Source organism: Amycolatopsis sp. FDAARGOS 1241 (genome assembly GCF_016889705.1).
Lineage (GTDB): Bacteria > Actinomycetota > Actinomycetes > Mycobacteriales > Pseudonocardiaceae > Amycolatopsis.
In genome coordinates, this window is the sequence record NZ_CP069526.1 from 8,670,290 (window position 1) to 8,685,033 (window position 14,744).

General features: G+C 69.8%; 15 protein-coding genes. 5 read left to right on the top strand and 10 right to left on the bottom strand.

Annotated elements, in window-relative coordinates:
- Nucleotides 1-5 precede the first annotated feature (5 nt).
- The 5 genes from I6J71_RS42075 to I6J71_RS42095 form a co-directional block, all read right to left on the bottom strand.
- Entirely contained in the window at nucleotides 6-1,016 is a 1,011-nt protein-coding gene (locus tag I6J71_RS42075) for an ATP-NAD kinase family protein (RefSeq protein ID WP_204091934.1), read from the bottom strand.
- Between the two features lie 637 nt (nucleotides 1,017-1,653).
- Nucleotides 1,654-1,878 (bottom strand): heavy-metal-associated domain-containing protein, encoded by a 225-nt coding sequence (locus tag I6J71_RS42080; RefSeq protein ID WP_204091935.1) that lies wholly within the window; start codon nucleotides 1,876-1,878, stop codon nucleotides 1,654-1,656.
- A gap of 924 nt (nucleotides 1,879-2,802) precedes the next feature.
- Nucleotides 2,803-3,006: a cold-shock protein gene (locus tag I6J71_RS42085; RefSeq protein ID WP_204091936.1), complete on the bottom strand. Its 204-nt coding sequence runs from the start codon at nucleotides 3,004-3,006 to the stop codon at nucleotides 2,803-2,805.
- A gap of 200 nt (nucleotides 3,007-3,206) precedes the next feature.
- Complete coding sequence (locus tag I6J71_RS42090; RefSeq protein WP_204091937.1) at nucleotides 3,207-3,419, bottom strand: hypothetical protein; 213 nt, start codon at nucleotides 3,417-3,419, stop codon at nucleotides 3,207-3,209.
- Nucleotides 3,420-3,653: 234 nt separating this feature from the next.
- Complete coding sequence (locus I6J71_RS42095) at nucleotides 3,654-5,276, bottom strand: thiamine pyrophosphate-binding protein (RefSeq protein WP_239154217.1); 1,623 nt, start codon at nucleotides 5,274-5,276, stop codon at nucleotides 3,654-3,656.
- A gap of 156 nt (nucleotides 5,277-5,432) precedes the next feature.
- Between I6J71_RS42095 and I6J71_RS42100 the strand changes: the two genes are divergently transcribed.
- The 5 genes from I6J71_RS42100 (at nucleotide 5,433) to I6J71_RS42120 (ending at nucleotide 10,298) form a co-directional block, all read left to right on the top strand.
- Nucleotides 5,433-6,713, top strand: a complete 1,281-nt coding sequence (locus tag I6J71_RS42100; protein WP_239154218.1) for a hydroxyacid-oxoacid transhydrogenase — start codon at nucleotides 5,433-5,435, stop codon at nucleotides 6,711-6,713.
- Nucleotides 6,707-7,123 (top strand): thioesterase family protein, encoded by a 417-nt coding sequence (locus tag I6J71_RS42105; protein WP_204091939.1) that lies wholly within the window; start codon nucleotides 6,707-6,709, stop codon nucleotides 7,121-7,123. The genes I6J71_RS42100 and I6J71_RS42105 overlap by 7 nt, the downstream gene beginning before the upstream one ends.
- A gap of 115 nt (nucleotides 7,124-7,238) precedes the next feature.
- Nucleotides 7,239-8,072 (top strand): hypothetical protein, encoded by an 834-nt coding sequence (locus I6J71_RS42110; RefSeq protein ID WP_204091940.1) that lies wholly within the window; start codon nucleotides 7,239-7,241, stop codon nucleotides 8,070-8,072.
- A 134-nt stretch (nucleotides 8,073-8,206) separates the two neighbouring features.
- A complete protein-coding gene (locus tag I6J71_RS42115; protein WP_204091941.1) occupies nucleotides 8,207-8,845 on the top strand; it encodes a cysteine hydrolase family protein in 639 nt (212 codons plus the stop codon).
- Nucleotides 8,846-9,083: 238 nt separating this feature from the next.
- Nucleotides 9,084-10,298 (top strand): cytochrome P450, encoded by a 1,215-nt coding sequence (locus I6J71_RS42120; RefSeq protein WP_204091942.1) that lies wholly within the window; start codon nucleotides 9,084-9,086, stop codon nucleotides 10,296-10,298.
- On the opposite strand, the gene I6J71_RS42125 is transcribed toward I6J71_RS42120, so the two are convergent.
- The 5 genes from I6J71_RS42125 to I6J71_RS42145 form a co-directional block, all read right to left on the bottom strand.
- On the bottom strand, nucleotides 10,285-11,538 hold the full coding sequence (locus I6J71_RS42125; protein WP_204091943.1) for a cytochrome P450: 1,254 nt from the start codon (nucleotides 11,536-11,538) through the stop codon (nucleotides 10,285-10,287). The two genes, I6J71_RS42120 and I6J71_RS42125, sit on opposite strands and share 14 nt — an antisense overlap.
- The gene (locus tag I6J71_RS42130; protein WP_370542253.1) at nucleotides 11,535-12,065 is read right to left on the bottom strand and encodes an ATP/GTP-binding protein; all 531 of its coding nucleotides are present in this window, start codon (nucleotides 12,063-12,065) and stop codon (nucleotides 11,535-11,537) included. The genes I6J71_RS42125 and I6J71_RS42130 overlap by 4 nt, the downstream gene beginning before the upstream one ends.
- Nucleotides 12,066-12,117: 52 nt before the next feature.
- Nucleotides 12,118-12,477, bottom strand: coding sequence for a DUF742 domain-containing protein (locus I6J71_RS42135; protein ID WP_204091945.1), 360 nt, complete (start codon nucleotides 12,475-12,477; stop codon nucleotides 12,118-12,120).
- The gene (locus I6J71_RS42140; RefSeq protein ID WP_204091946.1) at nucleotides 12,474-12,890 is read right to left on the bottom strand and encodes a roadblock/LC7 domain-containing protein; all 417 of its coding nucleotides are present in this window, start codon (nucleotides 12,888-12,890) and stop codon (nucleotides 12,474-12,476) included. Before I6J71_RS42140 ends, I6J71_RS42135 begins: the two co-directional genes overlap by 4 nt.
- 76 nt (nucleotides 12,891-12,966) lie before the next feature.
- Nucleotides 12,967-14,433 carry an ATP-binding protein gene (locus I6J71_RS42145; RefSeq protein WP_204091947.1) on the bottom strand — a complete coding sequence of 489 codons (1,467 nt, stop codon included), beginning with the start codon at nucleotides 14,431-14,433 and terminating at the stop codon, nucleotides 12,967-12,969.
- Between the last annotated feature and the right edge of the window lie 311 nt (nucleotides 14,434-14,744).

Genomic DNA, 14,744 nt, shown 5'->3' on the forward strand with positions numbered 1-14,744 from the left:
TCCCTTCACTCGGTTTTCGTGCGCAACAACCCCTGTCGGGACGCTTCCGCCATGGCGGCGCGGACGTCGACGCACCACGGCCCGTCGGACCGGAGTTCGACGTAGGCGCTCTCGCCCTGTTTGAGCTCGAGTTCGCGTTCGCCGTCGACCGCGATCACGCCGCCACCCGCGGCCAGGTCGACGCGCATGCCCTGCTTGAGCACGCCCCAGCCGCGCACGCCGACGGCTTTGACCAGGCCGGGAGCGATGGGGGCGTGAACGACGTGCTGGGTGACGCCGACGGGCCCGAGCTTGAGGGCGACGCCGTCGGAGCTGGAGCGCGGGCTCGGGCAGAGCTGGCCCGCGATGCTGGACAGGCCGATGCCGTCGGGCTCGGCGAAGGTGCAGTACAGCTCCGTGAGGGCGGTCGGATCCCAGAGCGCTTTGGCGCCGACGTGCTTGCTGAGCGTGACGGCGACGTCCACGAGCGCGATCTCGCGGCGGTTCTTGGTGACGACTTCGAGCTTGCTGACGCGGTGGGTGACCAGGTCGGCGTCGACTTGGTTGGTGGCGATAAGGCCGGCGGCCAGGCCCGCGACCGTGGCTTCGCGCATCTGGGGGAAGGCGTTGTTGGTGCCGGTGGAGAGCGCGAGGAGGGGCACCTCTTGGGCAGCCTTCGCGGCTACGCGGGCGGTGCCGTCGCCGCCGAGGCAGACGATGACGCCGGCGCCCGCGTCGACCATGCGCTGGACGGCGTTGACGGTGTCCTGCGCGGTGCCGGTGATGGGGTCTTTGTCGCAGAATTCGACGCCTGGTTGGGGATCCCGTTGCAGCTGGCGGTGGACGGCCGCGGAGATGCCGCCGAGGTCGGTGGAGACCAGCGTCTTCTCGACCCCGGCCACGGCGAAGGCGGCCAGCAGGCGCTGGACCATGTTGGCCTTCTCCGCGGTCGGGAACACCGACGCCTGCGCGACCAGCCGCCGGATGTCCCTCCCCGACGCCGGGTTCGCCACGATGCCCGCCACGCCTGCGCCCACGGCACTTCTCCTTGCCCCGGTTTGTGCGGTTTCAGGAGACCGCGTCGCGTCGAGCTGGGGAAGGGTTGCGGAGGGTTGCAGATTTGTGGCTCACCCGGACGGCGCAATGGATTGGTGCTGGTTGTGGGTGGTTGGTTATGGGTGTGGCTGGTTGGTTGTGGTTGCGGCGGCGCAGGTGCCGGGTTGTGCGGCTGCCGGGTCGGCTGCGACTGTACGGCTGCTGGGTTGCTGCCTTGATTGGCTGCGGCTGCGCGGCTGCCGGGTTGCGGCTGTGTGGCTGTCGGGTTGGCTGGCGGCTGCACGTTTTGGCTGAGCAGCTGTTGGGTGCGCGGCTGTGGCTGCTGGGTTGTGGCTGTGCCGGCTCTGCGGCCGACGGGTTGGCGGTGGCTGCACGGCCGCGGCTGCATAGCTGCGCGGTTGTGGCTGCCGGCTGTGCGGCTCCGGGTGTGGCTGTGACCGACAGGTTGGCTGTGGCTGCATGGCAACGGCTGCGGCTTTGCGGCCGCTGGCTGCCGGCTGTGGCTGTCACCTTGGCTGCGCCTGTGCGGCTGTGGCGGCCGGGTTGCGGCTGCGCGGTTGCCGGGTTGCGGTTGCCGGCTGTGGCTTTGTGGCTGTGTGGCTGCCGGTGTGGCTGCGCTCAGGCGGCTTCGACGGCGGCGCCTTCGTAGGTGTAGCCGGCTTCCTCGACGGCGAGTTTGACGGCTTCCTCGGTAAGGGGTTCCGTGCTGCGGACCTTGACGTGCCCGGTCTCGACGTCGACGTGGACGTCTTCGACGCCGGGCAGCTCGGTGAGCTCCTCGGTGACCGACTGTGCACAGTGGGCACAGGACATTCCGGAGACGGTGTAGCCGTTCTCGATCATGGCAGGGAGCTTAAGCGGTTACGAGCCGACACGATCGGGTGATATCAGGGTTCTTCCCGTACGAAAGTCGTTGTCGCGCAACGGGAACCGGATGGTGGGACCGCGAGTCGTTAGGCGTTGTCCACAGGGCGGGCGAGTTGTGGACAATTCGGGTCCGGACCGGCTTGTGACCGAGTTTTCTCGGGGGTGGCCGATAGAATGGACATGGGCACGCCCCCTCGGGAGGGCGGGGGACTTTCCTCCCGGCCGGAGGCACTGCACAGCGGCCGCAGTGGGAGTTGGGGTGGGCTTGCACCGCAGAAGAGCAAAGATCGGCGGGCGGTGGTGAGGCGAGCGCGGTCTCGAGGTGCGTGGCGGTGAGGGACGAGCGGTCCTGGGGCCGCGGTCTTGAGGGGAGTGCGGCGGTAGGGGCCGCGGCAAGCCGGTAGTTCGGCGGATCGCTTGGTGGGCGAGGTGGTGAGGGGGCCGCCGTCTTGAGGGGCCGCGGTGATGAGGACAGTGCGGCGGTGAGCGGGCCTCGGTCTTGAGGAGAGCGCAACGGTGACGGGAGCGCGGTCATGAGGAGAGCGCAACGGTGACGGGAGCGCAGTCATGAGGAGAGCGCAACGGTGAGGACGGCGCGGTCTTGGGAGAGCGCGGCGGTGACGGGAGCGCGGTCATGAGTGGCCCGCGGTGGCGAAGACGGCGCGGCGGCGACGGGCCGCGGCAAGCCGGCAGCTCGACGGATCGCTCGGTGGGGCGATTGGTGGACGAGATACTCGGCACGTGACGCGGTGGCCCACAACAAGGCGAAGGACCGCGCGCCCAAGTCGTGGCCGATGAAGCAGGCCGGGGCGGGGTCGGGTGGTCGGGTTGGGCCGGCGGCAGCGAAAAGGGCCGCCACCCGTAGCGCGAGTGGCGGCCCTCGTTCGAAGTCCTAGGGGGTCAGATCACGGTGACCGAGGTGGCCTGCGGACCCTTCTGGCCCTGGCCGATCTCGAACTCCACGCGAGCGTTCTCCTCGAGGGTGCGGAAGCCGTTGCCCTTGATCTCGCTGTAGTGAACGAAGACGTCGCCGCCGCCGTTGTCGGGGGTGATGAAGCCGAACCCCTTCTCGGAGTTGAACCACTTCACGGTGCCCTGAGTCATCAAAATCTCCATAAATACAACCAAAACAGGAAGCCACATCGGCATCCCGGGTCGAACCCGGGCGGTTTGCTTCCTCGGCGAGGAGACACTACGCCCGCTGAAATCTGCGAGCGTGACTCACAAAAATCGAGACCGCCGGAAGTAAAGCACAGCACACGCCACGACGACAACCCGGACACACCCGGCCCGGGGAGTGTGAGCTATTCGCCACTCGCGGGGCGGAGGTCGCCGAACGGCGAGCGCCAGGCGGCGCCCTGGTCGGGCGCGACGACGGCGTCGTCGTGGGCTTCGGCACTGGCGCTGAAGAGCACCGGGACGACGCCGGAGGTCTTGCGGACCTGCTCCGTCGCCGTGCGCGCGCCGGCGGCCCGCGCCGCCGCCGTGCGAGAAGTGCGTGAAACCGTATCGGCCATAGTGGTGAAACTCCCCTCGTTCCCACCCGCTCCGAAGCGGGCGGTGCCGCGATGATGGCATCCGGCACCGACAGAAAACGGCCGTTCCCGACCGGACCAGACCACGAATTCCAACGACCCCAACTGGACGGTCCTGGTTCTCCCGCGAACCTCGGGAACACCGCCAGGCTACCGGAGCCACCCCCGTGCGGCCACTGAACTCTTCCGGCGTTTCTCGTTGTCCGCCGGAAAAAGTCACTGACCCGGCGCGCCTGGGCGAACCGCGCTGAGAAGTGCGCTCAACCGGACGTCCGGCGTGACCACGTCGGGGTCCGTCCTCACATCGATCACACACGGACGCTGGCGCACCAGCGCACTCGCGATGATCGCCTCGAGTTCCTCCCGATCGTCCACGGTGTACCCGGCGGCGCCGAGCCCGCGCGCCCACGAAGCGAAGTCGGTCAACGGGATCGTCACGCCCGAAAGCCGCCCGTGGACGCGCGCTTGGTGCATCGCGAGTGACCCGTGGACCCCGTTCTGAAACACGACGACCATCACCGGTGCCCGGTAGCGCACCGCTGTCTCGATCTCCTGGCCCGTCATGAGCGTGCCGGCGTCGCCGACCATCGCGACGACCGCGCGCCGCGGCTCGGCGAGCTTCGCGGCGACGGCCGCGGGCACGGCGTACCCCGTGGCGGCATTGCTCGGGCCGAGCTGGCTGCGCGGGGCGGTGAAGCACCAGTAGCGGTGCATGAACTGCGCGAAGTTGCCCGCGTCGCTCGTCACGATCGTGTCCTCGGGCGCCAGCTTGCGCAGGGCGCGGATCACGTCGACGGGATGCACGCGCGTGTTGCCACTCGTGTCGGGCGGGGTCATGAAGGTGTGCACGGCTGCGTTGGCGGCCGAGGCCCGACGCGTGCGCGGCGTCGCGACCGCCCGCAGCTCCCGCAGGAACGGCTCCACCTCCGAGTCGACGCGGAACGTCAGGCCCCGGCGGCGCGGTTCGTCGATGCCGGTGCCGACCAGCACGAGCGTCTGCTGCGCCGTCGGGTAGCGGTAGCCCTGGGTGGTGACCTCGTCGAGCTGCGTGCCGAGCGCGAGCACGAGGTCGGCGCGTTCGAGCGCGTCGAGCTGGCGCGCCGGGATGCCGAGGCCGAGGTGGCCGGCGTAGCGCTCGTGGGTCTCGGGGAACGCGTCCTGCCGGCGGAAGGCGTTGTACACGGGCAGCGACAGCTCGTCCGCCACGGCGATGAGCTCGTCGCGGGCCGAACGCGCGCGGCCGCCGACGATGACGACCGGGTAGCGGGCTTCGTCGACGAGCCCGGCGACGGCTTCGGCCGAACGGCCCAGCGTCCCCGTGATCGGCGGCCGCACCTTGGCCGCCGGTTTGGCCGAGTCGTACGGGACGCCCCACGCGTCGCTCGGCACGCCGATCACGACGGGGCCCGGGCGGCCCTCGCGGCAGCGGGTGAGGCCCTCGGCGAGCAGGCCGGGCACGTCGTCGGGGTCGTTGGCGCGGACGCACCACTTGGCGATCGACTCGAACATCGCCGTGAGGTCGGAGGTCGGCAGCTCACCGGTGACCGTGCGGTCGAGCCCCGGCGTCTCGAGGAGGACAACCATCGGCGTCTCGTCCTGGTAGGCCGTCTGCACCCCGATGGCGAGGCTCGCGGCACTCGGTCCGCGGCTGGCGAGGAGCACGGCGGGGCGTTCGGTGAGCTTGCCCTCGGCCTCGGCCATGAACGCGGCACCCGAGTCGTGGCGCGCCGAGATGACGGTGACTTCGCGCTCGCGCTGCAGCGCGTCGAGCAATTCCAGGAACGCCTGACCGACGACCGCGTACACCCGGCGGACCTGGGCCTCGGTCAGGATGCGCACGGCCGTCTGGGCGACGGTCGCTTCTACTTGGTATCTAATGAGGAGAGCTTAGGGCGGCACGGTTCACCGTAGTCAAGTGATCTTGCAACATTGACGGCTCCGCTGGGCCGAATGTCCGGTTCGGCCCGCCCACAGCAGGAAGCGAGGACAGCGCTCTTGACGTCCACTGCACATGAAACCGTTTTCACCTACGGCGCACCCGCGCTGAAGTACGGCACCGGCGCGAGCGACGAGATCGGCTACGACCTCACCCAGTACGGCGCGCGCCGGGTGCTCGTGGTGACGGATCCGACCGTTGCCGCGACCGGGTGGCCCGCGCGGATCGCCGAGGGGATCGCCGGGTACGGCATCGCCACGGAGATCTTCGACGGCGTCCACGTGGAGCCCACCGACGTGAGCCTCCAGAAGGCCGTCGACTTCGCACGCGGCTCGGGTCCCTACGACGGGTTCGTCGCCGTGGGCGGCGGGTCCAGCATCGACACCGCGAAGGCCGCGAACCTGCTGACCAGCAATGAGGGCGAGCTGATGGACTACGTCAACGCTCCCGTCGGCGGCGGCCGCGCGCCCGCCAACCCGCTGAAGCCGCTGGTCGCGGTTCCGACCACCACCGGAACCGGTTCCGAGAGCACCACCGTCTGCGTGCTCGACGTGCTGTCCCTGCGCGTGAAGAGCGGCATCAGCCACCTGCGCCTGCGCCCGACGCTGGCCGTCGTGGATCCCCGCCTCACGGTCACGCAGCCGGCGGGCGTGACGGCCGCGAGCGGCATGGACATCCTGTGCCACGCGGCGGAGAGCTACACCGCGAAGCCGTACACGTCGTTCGACCGGAAGAAGCCGGAGCAGCGTGTGCCCTACTGCGGGTCGAACCCGCTGGCGGACCTGTTCGCGGAGAAGTCCCTGTCGCTGTTGTCGTGGGCCCTGCCCCGCGCCGTGAGCAACGGCGAGGACCTGGAGGCGCGCGAAGCGATGGCGCTGGCGGCGACGCTGGCCGGGCTGGGCTTCGGCAACGCGGGGGTGCACATCCCGCACGCCAACGCGTACCCGATCGCGGGCCAGGTGCGGGACTTCCACCCCGACGGCTACCCCGGTGAGGAAGCCATGGTGCCCCACGGGATGGCCGTGTCGCTGACCGCGCCTTCGGCGTTCCGCTTCACGTTCTCCGCCGCACCGGAGCGGCACCTGCGCGTGGCGCGGCTGCTGGCGCCGGACTTCGAATGGGCCGGCGACTTCGAGGACCACCTGCCGGCGGTGCTGACGAACCTGATGCGTGAGATCGGGATCCCGTCCGGCATCGGCGCGGTGGGGTATTCGGAGTCCGATGTGGACTCGCTCGTCCAGGGAACGCTGAAGCAGCAGCGGTTGCTGGCGACGGCGCCGCGAGAAGCGTCCGAAGAGGACCTTTCGGCGATCCTGCGGGACTCGGTCGAGCTGTGGTGAGTTACCCGCACTGGCAGACGGTTCCGTTGCGGTGGAAGGACAACGACGCCTACGGGCACGTGAACAACGTCGTCCACTACTCGCTGATGGACACGGTGATCAACACGTTCCTCGTCGAACAGGGCGGGCTGGACATCGAGACCGGGGCCGTGATCGGGTTGTGCGTGGAGTCGCAGTGCCGCTACCACGCCTCGGTGTCGTTCCCGGGGTCGCTGCGGATCGGGCTGCGGGTGGCGCACCTCGGGAAGTCGAGCGTGCGGTACGAAATCGGGATGTACAGCGCCGCCGACGCGTTGGTCGCCGAGGGGCACTTCGTGCACGTGTTCGTGGACCGGGAATCGCGCCGGCCGGTGCCGGTCGAGGGGAAGCTGCGGGACGCACTGGCGGCGCTCGTCACCACCGGGGGCTGACTGCGGGCTTCGGCGCGGTGGCTGTGCACGGCCGACGCTGCCCGGCCGAGGCTTGCGGCCCCCAGCATCGAGAAAAGGTCCGGACAACCGGTGCCAACCCGACTACCCTGGGCCGATGCGGATGCTGCGAGCGCTGCTGCTGGTGGCCGTGGTGGTCACCTTTCTCGTGGTGTTGTGCATCGAGTTCGTCTCGGGTCGTGCCACGCACACCGAGGTCGTGCTGCTGGCCGTGCTGATCGGCGCGGTGTACCTGCTGTCCTGGCCGCCGATGCGGGTGCGGACCGGCGAGCCGGGCCGGGCGCCGGTGACGGGGGCCGTGCTGATCGCCGTGGCCTGGATGGCGCGGATGACGACCGCGATCACGCTGGCGCTCCTGATCGCCGGGCACGCCCGGCACCTGGCGTTCGATCCGCAGATCGCCGCGTTCGTGCTGGTGGGCGGGCTGCTCGGGCTGGTGCTTCTGCTGGGCTCCCTGCTCGCCGGGGTTCAGCAGCCCCAGCGCAGCGACTGGCTGCGTTCGCTGGTGAACATCCCGATCGCGATGGCCATCGGCGGGTTCGCCCAGCCGTTGAAGGTCGCCGCCTTCTACTTGCTGTGCTGGGTGCCGCTCTGGGTGTACCACGGCGTGGCCGACGGGACGGGGGCGCGCTGGTTCGGCGTCCTGGTGGTCATCCCGGTGTGGCCGCTGTGGCTGGGCTTGGTGTTCTTCGTGGTCGCCCGCCTGCGCAGGCTTCTGAACCGAGTGCTCGGTCCGACCAATCCGATCAGCGCGTGGCTGGGTGAGCTCAAAGCCGAGGGCGAAGGGGTGAAGGCCGAGGTCCGCACCGAACCGCAGCACACCGCGTCGGTCTCCATCGCGCCAGGCCTCAGCAAGGACTGGGACCCGGACGCCACGGCCGGCGAGCCGGTCCGGCACCGGGCCGGCTGGCGTCGCCGGAAACGAAGGTGACCAGCCCCGGCGTACGGCGCGAGCGAGGACGGCCGGTTGAAGGGAGCCCTTTCAGTCAGCGGAAAGCCGCCTGGTTCGGGCGCGGGCGTGCCGGTAGCGTGCCGGCGGCCGAATGGCTCGAAGGGGTGGCGACTGTGCAGTTCGACGACGACAAGCTGGACCCCGCGAAGGCGGCCGTCCTCGTGGTGGACGTGCAGAACGACTACTGCCACCCCGACGGGGCCTGCGCTCGCCGCGGCAACGACGTCAGCGCGGCCAAGGAGATGCTTCCCCGGTTGCGGGGCCTGCTGACCGGCGCCCGCGCCCACGGTGTGCCGGTCATCTTCATCCGGACTGCCCACGAGAAGGCGACCGATTCGGCCGCCCTGACCGTCCGGTCCGGTGGCCGTTCGGGCGTGGTCTGCCGGGCCGGCACGTGGGGTGCGGAGTTCTTCGAGGTCGCGCCGCTGCCGGACGAGACCGTCGTGACCAAGCACCGCTACAGCGCGTTCCTCAACACCCGGCTCGATTCGGTGCTGCGCACGGCGCGGGCCGAGACGCTGGTGATGGCCGGGGTCAGCACGAACGTCTGCGTCGAGTCGACCGCCCGGCACGGCTACATGCTGGACTACCACATCGCGTTCGTCGGCGACTGCTGCGCGGCCTTCTCCCAGGCCGAGCACGAGGCCGCGCTGACGAACATCGACGGCTACTTCGGCTCGGTGATGCCGGCCGAGCAGCTGCTCGAAACGTGGGGTTCCCTCGCTCGCGAAGACATTTCACCTGGCCGTTGACACGGGTCGATTCGTCCGCGGAATGCCTTTCCGCGGTTTTCCGGTCGAATGGTAATCTCGCTGACCGGAAAAACTCACGTGAGTGAAACGGGACCCCCTATCACTACTCCCCGACACCGAATGCTCCGAAACCCCTAATCCACCCGGACCATCGAGCTGCTCCGATGGCTTGAACTTCTTCCGCACTAGCAACGTCCGTCGATAACCTGGCCCTCGACCGCCCGAGCGAGGGAGCTCCATGACCACGGCACGACACGCGCCGGACATTCTTTCGGCCGAATTCGCGGCCGATCCGTATTCCGCCTACGACATCATGCTCGAAGACGAGCCGCTGATCTGGCACGAAGCGATGCAGAGCTACATCGTTTCGCGTTACGACGACGTCGCCCGGGCCTTTCGGGAACCGGTGTTCACGACGGACAACTACAGCTGGCAGCTGGAACCCGCGCACGGGCGCACGATCCTGCAGATGAGCGGGCGCGAGCACTCGATCCGGCGGGCACTGGTCGTGCCGGCGTTCCGCGGCAACGAGCTGGAGCAGAAGTTCCGGCCCGTCATCGAACGGAACTCACAACAGCTGATCGACGCGTTCCGCGGCAAGGGCGAAGCCGATCTCGTCCAGGACTACGCACGGCACTTCCCCATCAACGTCATCGTGGACATGCTCGGCCTGGACCAGAGCGACCACGAGCGGTTCCAGCGCTGGTACACCGCGATCATCGCGTTCCTCGGCAACCTCAGCCAGGACCCGGACGTCGCCGCTGCCGGGGTGCGCACGCGTGAGGAGCTGGCGGAGTACCTGCTGCCGATCATCCGCGAGCGCCGCGAGAACCTGGGTGAGGACCTGCTCTCCACACTCTGCTCGGCCGAGGTCGACGGCACGCGGATGAGCGACGAGGACATCAAGGCGTTCTGCAGCCTGCTCCTGGCCGCCGGTGGTGAAACCACGGACAAGGCCATCGCCAGCGTGTTCAAGAACCTGCTCGAACACCCGGACCAGCTCGAAGCCGTGCGCGCCGACCACAGCCTGATCCCGAAGGCCTTCGCCGAGACACTGCGCTACACGCCGCCGGTGCACATGATCATGCGCCAGCCCGCCGAGGACATCGAGATCGGCGGCGGCTCCGTGCCGGCGGGCAGCACCGTGACGTGCCTGATCGGCGCGGCCAACCGCGACCCACGGCGGTTCGCGAACCCGAACGAGTTCGACATCCTCCGCACGGACCTCCCGACGGAAACCGCGTTCTCCGCCGCCGCGAACCACCTGTCGTTCGCGCTCGGGCGGCACTTCTGCGTCGGTGCGCTGCTGGCGAAGACGGAGATCGAGGTGGGCGTCGCGCAGCTGCTCGACGCGATGCCGAACCTGCGCCTCGCCGACAATGCGGACACCCACGAAGCGGGGGTGTTCACGCGCGGCCCGTCCGCCCTGCCGGTGCGGTTCAGCGCCAACTAGCGGCGTGGCTGGCCACATACGTCGGAGTGAACGTGACGGGCAGTGACTCCAGCCCGCGCATCCACATCGACTTCTGCCACCGCAGTGCGTGGTCCGGTACCGACAGCGACAGGTCGGGCAGGCGGTCGAGCAGCACCTCGACGGTCGTGCGGGCGATGACTTCTGCGACCTCGGGAGCGGGGTGCGGACAGCCGTGCTCGCCGTGGCCGAACGACATGTGCGCGTGGTTCCCCGCCGCGCCCCCGGCGAGATCGGGGCGCACGTGGGGGTCGGCGTTCGCCGCGGCGAGACCCAGCACCAGCATGTCGCCGGTGCGGATGCGGCGACCGCCCAGCTGGGTGTCGCGCGTGGCGAAGCGGCCGATGAAGTTCTGCGTGGGCGTGTCGTGCCAGAGGACCTCGTTGAGGGCTTCGCCGACGCTCCCGCGGCCGCCCGAAAGCGTCATCGCGAAGCGGTCGTCGGTGAGCATGAGCCGGATCGTGTTGCCGATCCAGTTGGCCGTCGGCTGCTGAGCGGCTGCCGTGACCACCAGCAGGTCCTGCACGATCTCGGCATCGGTGAGGTTGGCGGCGCTCTGCATCATGTGCGACGGCACGTCGAGGCCGGGCGCGCGGTGCTTGAGCTGCAGCAACCGGCCCATGGCCTCCTGCACCCGGCCGTACGCGGGGATCGCGTCGGGGCCCACGTCCAGCGACATCGCGACGTCGCGCACCAGCGCCGGGGTCTCGGCCTCCGGCATGCCGTACATCTTCGCGATGACCAGCAGCGGGATCTGCTGCGCGTACTGCGTGATCAGGTCGGCTTCACCGGTGCCGGCGAAGGTGTCGATGAGCCGGTCGGCGATCTGCTCGCAGTGTTGGCGGAGGTCGAACTGGTCCACAGCGGACAGTGCGTCGCCGATCGCGCCCGCGCGGCGGCGGTGCTCCATCGCCTCGGTGAACATCACCGACGGGTTGTGCGCCACGTACGGCAGCAGCGGCCAGTCGGCCGGCACGGTGTCCCACTGGTTCCAGCGGCGCGTGTCGCGCGCGAACAGCTGTGAATCGCTGGTGACCTGGTGGAGCTCGCGGTAACCGCAGACCAGCCACGCGGGCACGTCGCCGTCGAGCAACACCGGAGCGACGCCGCCATACTGCGCACGGATCTGCCCGTAGAGCGTGGCGGGATCTTCCTGGAACTGCCTGCCGTAGAGCTTGACGTAGTCCTCAGTGGACCCATCGGGGCGCTGGTGGTCGGTCACGGCTGGTTCTCCCGGGCGGTGGACAGCGAGTAGAGGTGATCGACGAGTGAGATGAGCACCTGCTTGGAGGACTCGCGGCTGCGCGCGTCACAGTCGATCAAGGGCACGTCGGGCGACAGGTCGAGCGCGTCGCGTACCTGGCTCAGGTCATGGGCGGGTGGCTCGAAGTTGTTGCGCGCCACGATGAACGGCGTGCCGTGGTGCTCGAGCCGGTCGATCGCGTACCAGGAATCGGCCAGGCGGCGGGTGTCCACGAGCACCACCGCGCCGAGCGTGCCGGAGAAGAGGCGGTCCCACAGGAACCAGAAGCGCTCCTGGCCCGGTGCGCCGAACAAGTACAGCACCATGCGCTCGTCGAGGCTGATGCGGCCGAAGTCGAACGCGACCGTGGTGGTGGTCTTGCCCTGCAGGCCGTGGTCGATGCCGATGCCGGCCTGCGTCATCGTTTCTTCGGTGCTCAGCGGACGGATCTCGCTCACGGAGCGGACCATCGTGGTCTTGCCGACGCCGAAGCCCCCGACGATCACGATCTTCAGCCCGTCGGCCGCGGTGGCGGCCAGCGGGGCACGAGTGGTGCGTTCAGAGATTGCGGAGTCCAACGAGCACCTTCTTGAGGAATTCGGAGTCGGGGATGGACTTGGGTGCCTGCGCGAAGGAGGGGTGCCGGGCCGACACCTTGCCGCTGTCGAGGAGGTCCGTGACCAGGATCTTCACCACGCTCACCGGTAGCGACAGCTCCGACGAGAGCTCGACGACCGACGTCGGGTGCCGCGTGATCCGCAGAATCCTCACGTGCTCCGACTGCATCCCGGCCGACGGCGCCGATTCGGCGACGATGATCGTGACGAGGTCGAGCTCCAGGTCGTCGGTGCGGCTGCGGCCGCCCGTGAGCGTGTAGAGGCGGTCGGGGTCCTCTTCCTCGACGGCGCGGCGGATCATGCCGTCGGACCGGCCTGCGCGTAGCGCGGAGCGGAGGTCAGGAACGCGCCGATCTGCTCGACCAGCTCGTCCATGTTGTGCCCGATGAGGCCGACGTCGGCTTCCTCGGCGGCGATCACGGCGAGGTGGGCACCGAGGCCGGCCTCGACGATGAACAGGATGCCGCCGTGGAACTCGGTCATCGAGTTGCGGATGCCGCCGCTGCCGTCACCGAATTCGGCCGACGCGCCGTGGGACAGCGCCTGCACGCCGGCGGCGATCGCTGCCAGCTGGTCGGCCTTGTCGACCGAGAGCCCGGCGGTGTGGCAGAGCTTGAGGCCGTCCTTGGACAGCACGAGCGCGTGGACAGCCCCGGGCGTGTTGCCCACGAGGTTCTCCAGCAGCCATTCGAGGTTCGTGTTCTGGGTGTTCATCGAGGCTCGGGGGGCGGACGGCGCGGGCCCCCACACTCCAATCTGGGGATTCCGGTGCGGCAGCTGGGAAGCGGGCTCAGTCGTGGTCATCGGTGTCCGCGGGCGACTCGGCCGGCGCGGCCGCGACCCGGCGGGTGCGGCTCTGCTGGAAGGCGCCGAACCGCGCGCCGCTATCGGCGTGGGTGCGGCTCGCCGGGCGCGGGCTGGGACTCGGGCCGGGACTCGCGGCGCCGAGCTGGCGCGACGCGGCGAGCGTTTGGCCGCGCGGGCGCTTCGGCAGGCCGCCCGACTCGGTGAGCAGCACGGGTTCGAGCGTGCCGCGGGTGCCGGTCTCGAGTGCTTCGAGCGTCTGGCCCAGGGCCGGCTGGCGCACTTCGCGCTGCGGCTCGGGCTCGGCGAGCGGCTCCGGGCGCGGCTGCGTGATCAGGTGGTTGGGGATGCGCAGGACCACGCCGGTGCCGCCGCGCGAGGACGGGCGGAAGAACACGTGCAGCTGGTGCTTGCGCGCGAGCTGGCCGACGACGGCGAGGCCGAGGCGGGTGCCGGAGATCATCGTGAGGTCGAGCTTCTCGTTCTGCGCCACGGCTTTCTCGGCGCGTTCGAGCGCCTGCGGCTTCATGCCGAGGCCGCCGTCTTCGATGGTGATCACGGCGCCGTTGTGGAGGTCCTCGACGTAGACGTGGACCTCTTCCGAGGGCGCGGAGAACTTGGTGGCGTTGTCCATCAGCTCGGCCAGGGCGTGCATGACGTCCTCGGCGGCGTACCCGGCGACGGCGCTGCCGCTCGTCGAGTGGAGGCGCACGCGCTGGTAGGCGCCGATGCGGCCCATGGCGCCGCGCAGGATGCTCTCCATGCGGATCGGCTTCGCCCAGCGGCGGCCGGAGCGCGCGCCCGTGAGCACCGCGATCGAGTCGGCGAGGCGGCCGGCCTGCGCCGTGCTGTGGTCGACCTTGAGGACCTCGCCCAGCATGTCCTCGGGGCAGTGGTTCTCCATCTCGCGCAGGTCGGCGAGGATGCTGGTGGACAGCGCCTGCACGCGGCCGGCGGCGTTCGCGCACGCGGCGGTGGCGGCCGCGCGGCGGCGCTCGCCGAGGGCGATCTCGTCGACGAAGGTGCGCACCAGCCGCTCGTGGACCTGGTTCTCCGGACGCGGGGTGGCGGCGTAGACGTCGCTGGCGCTCTTGCCGTCGCGCAGGAGCGCGACCAGGCCCGGAATGGTCTGGTCGACGAGCTGGCCCAGCTGCGCGCTCTGGGCTTCGGCGTGCTGGTTCGCGGCTTCGGCTTCGGCCCGGGCCTGGCCGGCGCTCGCCTCGGCCGCTTCGAGCGCGGACGACCGGCGCGTGGCGACGTACACCGCGGCGCACAGCGCGATCCAGGTGACGGCCGCGGCCGCCGCGACGAGCACCCGGTTTACCGCCGGCACCTCCAGCGTCACCCACGCCCACAGCGCACCGGCGACGACCGCCGTCACCGGCACGGCGACCGTGGCCGGGACGGCGGGCCTGCGCTGCTGCGCGTGGCGGGCGGGCAGTTGTTCCGACATGGCTTCAAGTCCTCGCGTCCGGTGTGCAGGCCGTACTTTCGCTCGGTAAAAAGCGCGCTTTCCACTTTTCCCGCCGTCGGGTGCCGATCCCCACGCCGTCGACGACGGGACCCGGATATTAGCGCCCTCTCATCCGGACGGCGAGCACCAGTGGGCGGTTCGTTCGGGAATGCGGACTCGGAGCGCTCCACTGACCACGGAATTCCGAGTTTTCGCCACTCTTCGCTGCTCCTGAGGTAACGCTGCGTGTGATCATGGCGTGCCACACTGGTCTGGACCTTCACTCGCGGCGGCGTGGTGGAATTCGCCCG

Bases quoted from the DNA above. Each gene is read 5' to 3' on its own strand.
- I6J71_RS42080 (WP_204091935.1), bottom strand. From the start codon at position 1,878: ATGATCGAGAACGGCTACACCGTCTCCGGAATGTCCTGTGCCCACTGT.
- I6J71_RS42085 (WP_204091936.1), bottom strand. From the start codon at position 3,006: ATGACTCAGGGCACCGTGAAGTGGTTCAACTCCGAGAAGGGGTTCGGC.
- I6J71_RS42090 (WP_204091937.1), bottom strand. From the start codon at position 3,419: ATGGCCGATACGGTTTCACGCACTTCTCGCACGGCGGCGGCGCGGGCC.
- I6J71_RS42110 (WP_204091940.1), top strand. From the start codon at position 7,239: ATGCGGATGCTGCGAGCGCTGCTGCTGGTGGCCGTGGTGGTCACCTTT.
- I6J71_RS42120 (WP_204091942.1), top strand. From the start codon at position 9,084: ATGACCACGGCACGACACGCGCCGGACATTCTTTCGGCCGAATTCGCG.
- I6J71_RS42135 (WP_204091945.1), bottom strand. From the start codon at position 12,477: ATGATCCGCCGCGCCGTCGAGGAAGAGGACCCCGACCGCCTCTACACG.
- I6J71_RS42140 (WP_204091946.1), bottom strand. From the start codon at position 12,890: ATGAACACCCAGAACACGAACCTCGAATGGCTGCTGGAGAACCTCGTG.
- I6J71_RS42145 (WP_204091947.1), bottom strand. From the start codon at position 14,433: ATGTCGGAACAACTGCCCGCCCGCCACGCGCAGCAGCGCAGGCCCGCC.